The organism is Psychrobacter piechaudii, assembly GCF_900162825.1.
Classification (GTDB): domain Bacteria; phylum Pseudomonadota; class Gammaproteobacteria; order Pseudomonadales; family Moraxellaceae; genus Psychrobacter; species Psychrobacter piechaudii.
This window is the reverse complement of the sequence record NZ_FUGE01000233.1, coordinates 1-6,538: the sequence shown is the minus strand read 5'-3', so window position 1 is coordinate 6,538 and position 6,538 is coordinate 1. Positions and strand designations below refer to the sequence as shown.

At 39.8% G+C, this 6,538-nt stretch carries 6 protein-coding genes, 1 tRNA gene and 1 pseudogene; 4 read left to right on the top strand and 4 right to left on the bottom strand.

The window, feature by feature from the left end:
* Nucleotides 1-397: transposase (locus tag A1019T_RS13305; RefSeq protein WP_167366877.1), on the top strand; the 397-nt coding region annotated here is incomplete at its 5' end.
* Between the two features lie 61 nt (nt 398-458).
* Here the strand turns inward: A1019T_RS13305 and A1019T_RS12030 are convergent.
* The 3 genes from A1019T_RS12030 to A1019T_RS12020 form a co-directional block, all read right to left on the bottom strand.
* Complete coding sequence (locus A1019T_RS12030) at nt 459-1,730, bottom strand: tyrosine-type recombinase/integrase (protein ID WP_077451888.1); 1,272 nt, start codon at nt 1,728-1,730, stop codon at nt 459-461.
* Between the two features lie 175 nt (nt 1,731-1,905).
* Nucleotides 1,906-1,992 (bottom strand) — tRNA-Leu (locus A1019T_RS12025).
* A gap of 156 nt (nt 1,993-2,148) precedes the next feature.
* Nucleotides 2,149-2,922, bottom strand: coding sequence for a ferredoxin--NADP reductase (locus A1019T_RS12020; RefSeq protein ID WP_077451886.1), 774 nt, complete (start codon nt 2,920-2,922; stop codon nt 2,149-2,151).
* A gap of 696 nt (nt 2,923-3,618) precedes the next feature.
* On the opposite strand from A1019T_RS12020, the gene A1019T_RS12015 reads away from it, so the two are divergent.
* The 3 genes from A1019T_RS12015 (at nt 3,619) to A1019T_RS12005 (ending at nt 6,408) form a co-directional block, all read left to right on the top strand.
* A complete protein-coding gene (locus tag A1019T_RS12015) occupies nt 3,619-4,533 on the top strand; it encodes a tRNA (N6-threonylcarbamoyladenosine(37)-N6)-methyltransferase TrmO (protein ID WP_077451884.1) in 915 nt (304 codons plus the stop codon).
* Between the two features lie 267 nt (nt 4,534-4,800).
* Nucleotides 4,801-5,586, top strand: a complete 786-nt coding sequence (locus A1019T_RS12010) for a TatD family hydrolase (RefSeq protein ID WP_077451882.1) — start codon at nt 4,801-4,803, stop codon at nt 5,584-5,586.
* Nucleotides 5,587-5,727: 141 nt separating this feature from the next.
* The gene (locus A1019T_RS12005) at nt 5,728-6,408 is read left to right on the top strand and encodes a TetR/AcrR family transcriptional regulator (RefSeq protein ID WP_077451880.1); all 681 of its coding nucleotides are present in this window, start codon (nt 5,728-5,730) and stop codon (nt 6,406-6,408) included.
* A 28-nt stretch (nt 6,409-6,436) separates the two neighbouring features.
* On the opposite strand, the pseudogene A1019T_RS13785 reads toward A1019T_RS12005, so the two are convergent.
* A pseudogene (locus tag A1019T_RS13785) lies at nt 6,437-6,538 on the bottom strand (RNA-guided endonuclease TnpB family protein); the annotation flags it as partial.

Sequence of the window (6,538 nt, the reverse complement as noted above, 5' to 3'; positions counted from 1 at the left end):
TTTAGTGATTGTCGCAACCAATCAACTAGAAACAGTGGATGCGATGACAAGCTATGCTAAGCGTTGGGAAATTGAGACTTTATTTGCTTGTCTAAAGGGGCGTGGCTTTAATCTTGAAGATACCCACTTAACCCATCTTGATCGGGTCAGTAAATTAGTCGCAGTGAACGCCTTAGCATTTTGTTGGGCTTATCATGTCGGTATTTATAAAGACAAAGATAAGCCGTTAAAACGCAAGTTGAAGTCAAACGCTCGACCTCAAGCCAGTTTGTTCGCGCTTGGCCTGGATGTGTTGATTGAGGGCCTGCGCTTGGTATTTTTTAACAATAATAAGACTGTACTTCGACAGTTAGTTAGCTTTTTAACCCCTAAACCTATGAAAATCCGGTGGGGATGATTTTTTTGTCGTGTGCAGAGCATGAGATTTTATGAAAGCATAGTTTATTCAACCATTTAATCTACAGTAATTTTTCAATAACATCCTTCTGACTCAGGTTGATACGTTTGCAGTATAAGGCCTCTATTTCATTTAAAGCATCTCGAAGCTGGCGCTGTGATACTTGAATGTATTGTAATGTCACATCATCGCTAGACTTTGCTTCACGATGGTTTAATAGTCTTTTTAGTACAGGGTAGTTAACGTTTAAACTATTAGCCACTGTGCCAAATGTGCGGCGTAAATCATGAGGTGTAATATACAAGCCAGCCTTTTGAGAGATAGTCTTGTAACTACCGCTTAAGTCTTTGACATGATCATTACTTCTTTTCAAGTCACTTGGGAACACCCATTCTTCACCACTACTAAGTCTTTTACGCTCTTTTAGAATAGCCTGTAGGATGTCACCTGTAGGCATGTGATAATCAGAACCATTTTTTGTGGCCTTAAATACAATACGGCCTGCATCAAGATCAACATCCTCCCATCTTAATGTTTGGGCTTCATTTAAACGAACACCAGTAAACATAAACAGTAATAATATGTCACGGGCATTATTACTATAAGGGGCCTGCTTGAAAGAGCCACCATCTCTATGTTCAATTAGAGTGTGGAAGTATGTACCGAGGTATTCTTCTTCGACATGTCGAGTTCTAGGTTTTATTTTATTCCAGTCTTTTTTTGCATTCAGAATACGTATAGGCTGATCTTTGATGATGTATTCTTCATTTTCATCTAAAAAACTATCCTGACAATAGTTCCAAACTGAGCGAAGAGCCCTCATAGTAGCATTAGCTTGCGCTTTACTACGCTTACTAATTTCCTTATGTTTTCCACTAACCATAGTTTTGGTAATATCGTTTAGGGGCAGCTCGAGCCAATCACTAAGCCGACCAAGTATTTGCTGATCATATGTTTCGATAGTACGACTAGCAAGATTTGGCTTCATAGTTTTAAAGTACTCATACGCCTCTCTTAATGTAGGAACGTCAGCGTTTGAAGCAGGTTGGTTAACTTGACCAGCTTTATAGCCATCATAAACATGTAAACCTTTCTTGATATTAACCATCATGGTACTGGCTTTTTCACGAGCTTCAGTCAAAGTGATTAAATGTGTCTCTTCTACTTCATCTCTATAAAGCTTACCGTTGATCCGCTTATGTAGAGTATATTTTTTAGATTGCTTGCCTACTCTTAATGCAAAACCTGTCAATACTTCATCCATATAAATATCGGTACCATTTGTTGCATACTCAACAGAGTCTACAAATCGCTTAGTGAGTTTAACTTTCATAATGGCCTCTTAACAGATCTTCTAATAGAACTATCATACGGTAATAGCCAGGTGAGTTGAAGTATCAAGATAGTATCAAGACTATTTTGTTACAGGTTTTGATACTGTGTGGATGACATAATTTATAGACAAGAAAAAACCCTTATAAGCTATAGCCTATAAGGGTTTTTAGTATTGGTACCGGTGGTCGGACTTGAACCGACACGCTTTTAAAGGCAACGGATTTTGAATCCGTCGTGTCTACCAATTCCACCACACCGGCATGTAGGGTTAGCTTAATCATCGTTGATTTATAACATATATCAACAAGATAGGTAGTCAAGCTAGGTGGCGTATTATAACAAACTCTCAAATTGGGTCAAGAAATTTTATTATTTATTTACGCCAGTAACTAATTTATGTTTCTTTGAGAAACTTATTAACCTACGAAAGCACGCTCAACCACATAGTCGGCTGGTACACCCATACGTGGAGAAACTATTAAACCATAGCCATCTAAAATTTCTGAGATATCAGCATTAAATGGCATACTACCGCAAATCATTACTCGATCGTCTTCTTTATTCATAGGAGGTAGACCGATGTCTTCATATAGCTTGCCGGACTTCATAAGATCAGTAATGCGGCCGGTATTGCGGAAATCTTCACGAGTAACGGTGGGGTAGTAGATGAACTTTTCACGATACCATTCACCAAATAGCTCGTCGTTTGGCAGAGTTTCTTCAAACATTTCGCGATAAGCTAAATCTTCGACTTTACGAACGCCATGACATAGAATGATTTTATCAAACTTCTCATACACCTCAGGGTCACGAGATAGGGCTAAGAAAGGCGCCAGTCCTGTTCCGGTAGCCAACATATACAGGTTTTTGCCCGGTAATAGATCATCGACCACTAGGGTTCCGGTAGGTTTTTTACTGATAATTAGCTCATCGCCTACTTTAATATGTTGTAGACGTGAGGTTAATGGACCGTCCTGAACTTTAATTGAGAAAAACTCTAAATGATCCTCATAGTTTGGGCTAGCGATAGAGTAAGCACGCATTAAAGGCCTACCATCGACCATGATACCAATCATGGCAAACTCACCATTACGGAAGCGCAAACCAGCATCGCGAGTGGTTTTGATGGTAAATAGAGAGTCATTCCAGTGGTGTACGTAAGTCACTGTTTCAGTGTGAAATTTTGACATAAAGGCCCCAATTAATAATGATGGCAAAGCGAGTTATAAATTGTGTTTATAAAGAGATATTCTGGACTTATATTTGATAAAGCAACTATAAATCCTAGTGTAGTATTCGACTAATAGGATTAAAAAATTACCTATTATATAAAGTATCCGCCGTTTTAGTAAGGTATCACTTACTAAAGGGATAATTTAAAAGATGCATATGATAACAAATTATTGCTTATCATAACGGCAATATGGGAAAAATGGCACAAAAGTATCATTATAAAATGGAATAACAGCTATTAAAAAAAATATAAGCAAGATGATTTAAGGTACTCTTTTAGCCGGTACGCCCCATTGATTGGTTTCAGGAGAAGTCTCTTGGCAATGCCAGAATAGTAATATTAAGCTACCTATAAAGGGAATAGCAGAGATAAGATACCACCTAGGATACGAGTTTTTTTGATTGTTTATTTAAGGGCAGTAATCTTAGTTAAAGATAGCCGATTGTAAAATAGTTTATTAATAGCAAGTGTTATAAGCCTGTATTCACCATTTAAATTTGGTAACATTCACTGATTTTACCAGCCAAAACCTAGAGTTGATTTAGTGAGTGTGTAAGTCTAATGGTTAACTAATTCAATAGGTTAATCAGAGTCATAAGTAACCTGTTAAATCATCCATTTATCCCCAAATATCTACGGTGTAGTAATTGTAATGAATCAATCTAGTCTGTCTGTGCCAATCATCGGCTATCACCGTTCTGCTTTATCGCAGAAATTTGGTATCCCGCGCCAACCTAATTTGGTTGAGCTACCGACTCTTATTGAAATGATTGCCCCTTATAATACGTTGGATGCCTTCGAGGGAATTGAGAATTTTAGCCACCTTTGGATAACTTGGCATACTCATCATAACTATCTTGATAAGACGACTCAGAGCAGTCAGGTGCCTAATGCAAATCAAGGAATAGGAGAGTCTACCCCTAACTTCGCAGCCTTTAAACCCAAAGTGCGACCACCCAGATTAGGCGGAAATACCAAGCTTGGGGTATTTGCCACGCGCAGTACTTATCGCCCCTCGCAATTAGGTTTATCAGTGGTAAAGCTAATAAAAGTGGAGGGGGTAGGCGACTCTGTTACCTTACACATCTCTGGTGCTGATATGGTAGATGGTACGCCCATTATCGATATTAAGCCTTATATTGCCTACAGTGATGCCATTAGTGAAGCGGTAAGTGGCTTTGCTTTGGATAAGCCGATTGTTAAACCAGTGCATATCACTGAGGCTGCGCGCCACCAATTTATGGCTTGTGTCACTGACAACTTAGATCAAGGCTTAAAGACAGAGGATATGGCGCTTATCTATCAGCTGATTAGCCAAGATCCAAGGCCCGCTTATCGTCAACAACAGTCGGACAGGGTTTTTTATATGCGTTATAAAGACCATGATATCGGCTTTAAGCAGAACCGTTCACATGACGACTCGAGTATTGCTAGTGATATCTGTAATGCTCAGCTTACTTTGCAGCAGAAAGCCTCTATCACAGGTGAAGCTCAAATCGATAATCAAGCATTATTAATAGTATCAGTTGAACCGGTAAATCTAGACAAATCATTGAAGTCTTATTAGCTTAAAAGCCTTTCATTGTAAGCTCAGACATTTAAGGCATGGGTTAACTATTTGCTTTTAGTTGTAATAAACTTTAATCAGTGTTTACTGAGTCTAACTTGAATTGTTGGCGTGAATATCGATAATAGTCGCAGTGATCAAAAACACCTGCTTTATTGATAACATTGATAAGGTGCGGTAACTAGCCACTAAGCTAGAAGGCTTTAAATTATTTACAATTCAAATCCGTATTTAATTCATTATAAATTAATTATAAAAAGAGAAACTATGTATACAGACAGTCATTGTCACTTAAACCGTTTGGATTTAACTGCCCATGATGGCAAGTTAGACGGCGTTATTGAAGCCATGAAACAAGCCAGTGTAAGCCGTGCAATGGCCATTATGTGCGACTTCGCTGAATATGATGAAATTTATGACATCATCACCAAATTTGGCGATGAGCAGCTCAATCTAGGGATGAGCGTAGGTATCCATCCTTGTGAAGATCTAGAGGTGCTAAAATCGGCTACCGTAGAGCGTTTGGTAGAAACAGCTTCGCCAGATCATGTGTGGGCGATTGGCGAAACCGGCTTAGATTATTACTGGAGCGATGAGAATAAGCAGGAACAAAAAGCCAGCTTAGCCCGTCACATTGCCGCCAGTCAGCAGCTAAAAAAACCACTTGTGGTGCATACTCGTGAAGCCAAGCACGATACCATCGACATCCTAAAAGCTGAAAAAGCAGAGCATGGTATTATTCACTGTTTCACTGAAGACTGGGATACGGCAAAAAAAGCACTGGATTTGGGCTTTTATATTTCATTCTCAGGCATCGTGAGCTTTAAAAATGCACAAAGCCTACGTGATGCTGCCTTAAAAGTGCCAAGAGACCGCCTGCTTATCGAGACCGATAGTCCTTATTTGGCGCCTGTGCCAAAGCGTGGTAAGTCAAATGAACCAGCTTATGTGCCTTATGTAGCGACTTGTTTAGGCGACCTATTTGGCATCAGTAGTGAAGAGGTCGGCAGACTTACCACAAAAAATTTCGAGGATTTACTGGCACAAGCTTAATAAAATGGGTATGCTATGTAGGTTATGACCAATCAGTCATTAACTTCCTATGGTTTCGGGTCCGTATTATAAGGCTTGCAAAGGGTAGGACCTGTTAAGCAGATATTATTTATCAAAGATTATATAAGGTTGGACGTTTGCATGAGTAGGCAGCAGCAATTTAAGAAGCGCGAAGAAAAGATTTTAGCCACCGCTGAGCAACTCTTACTTGAAGCAGGAAGTGGGGACATTACTTTAGACAGTTTGGCCGATCAGCTAGACCTAGCGAAGGGAACTTTATATAAGCACTTTTCTAGCAAAGATGAATTATATTTGCGTATTATCATCCGTTATGAAGAGCAATTGTTCGATATTAATAATATTGATGACAGTGTATCGGCAGGTGTGTCTCGTATCATTCTGCAGCAGCTAATGAGTCCACAGAAGGCTTTATTATTTAATCAGATTGAAGAGCGTCTGGCGGCCTCTGCGCAAGGCTTAAATAGAATGTTTGGCGAATTATATAAAATTAGACGCGCCCGTATGAAGCGTCTGATAGACCTTACCAGCCAGTATTTACAGTCACAAAATAGTGGTTTGAGTACCCGAGACTATCTGTCCACTATTTGGGCGATAGGACAAGGCGGCGCAAGCCTTCTAAATTCAAGCTTCTATCAGCGTTATCTAGGACGCCGAGACACCCTTAGAGTGGCATTGGTGCAGCAGATGCTTGATTTACCAAAACAGTATCCTAGTTATGATGAGACCGATGATGACATGGTGGATTTGGTAAACCAAATTGATTCTGAAAGCGAAGCTCACTTGCAAGCTCAAGACTCCTAAAGCGACACAATTTGACTTCCTCCCCTCGCTAAACCGAGGGGATTCCTACAGCTAGACGGTCAAGCCCGACCGCAAGGATGTTCTTAGCAGCATTGATATCTCTATCATGCCATGTGCCACACTCAGCACA